This is a genomic window from Pseudoalteromonas sp. GW168-MNA-CIBAN-0100, assembly GCF_040309225.1.
Classification (GTDB): Bacteria; Pseudomonadota; Gammaproteobacteria; order Enterobacterales; family Alteromonadaceae; genus Pseudoalteromonas; species Pseudoalteromonas arctica.
Genome location: NZ_JBEOOL010000308.1, coordinates 1 through 328, shown reverse-complemented (window position 1 = coordinate 328; position 328 = coordinate 1). Strand labels below are relative to the sequence as shown.

The 328-nt window shown below is 38.7% G+C and carries 1 protein-coding gene; it reads right to left on the bottom strand.

Translation table 11 applies throughout. From position 1 onward, the window contains the following. A partial coding sequence (locus AAEY62_RS21240) for an AsmA family protein (protein ID WP_350636339.1) occupies nt 1–328 on the bottom strand: 328 nt, incomplete at both ends.

Below are 328 nucleotides of genomic sequence, written 5' to 3'. Positions count from 1 at the left end.
ATCTAGTCCTTCTGATACAGCCCCTACATTACCTTTAAGCAACTCTTTACCTTTGCGAATCATTTCAGCTATATTTGCGCCTTGTACTGCGCCATTAGCAAACTCAAACCCTAACTCACCATTAAGTGCGTTAACAAACTCTTTTTGGCTTTGCCCATTTGTGGTTAAGTTCCAATTTAATGAGCCATTACCCATTAATTTATCAAATCCTGCGGCATCGGTTAATAACGGTTGTGCATCAATACCTGCCAAATCAAAATTAGTGGTTATTTTATAAGGTATTTGCTGGGCATTAATATTAATTGCCCCTTTCCCTGTTCCCTCATAG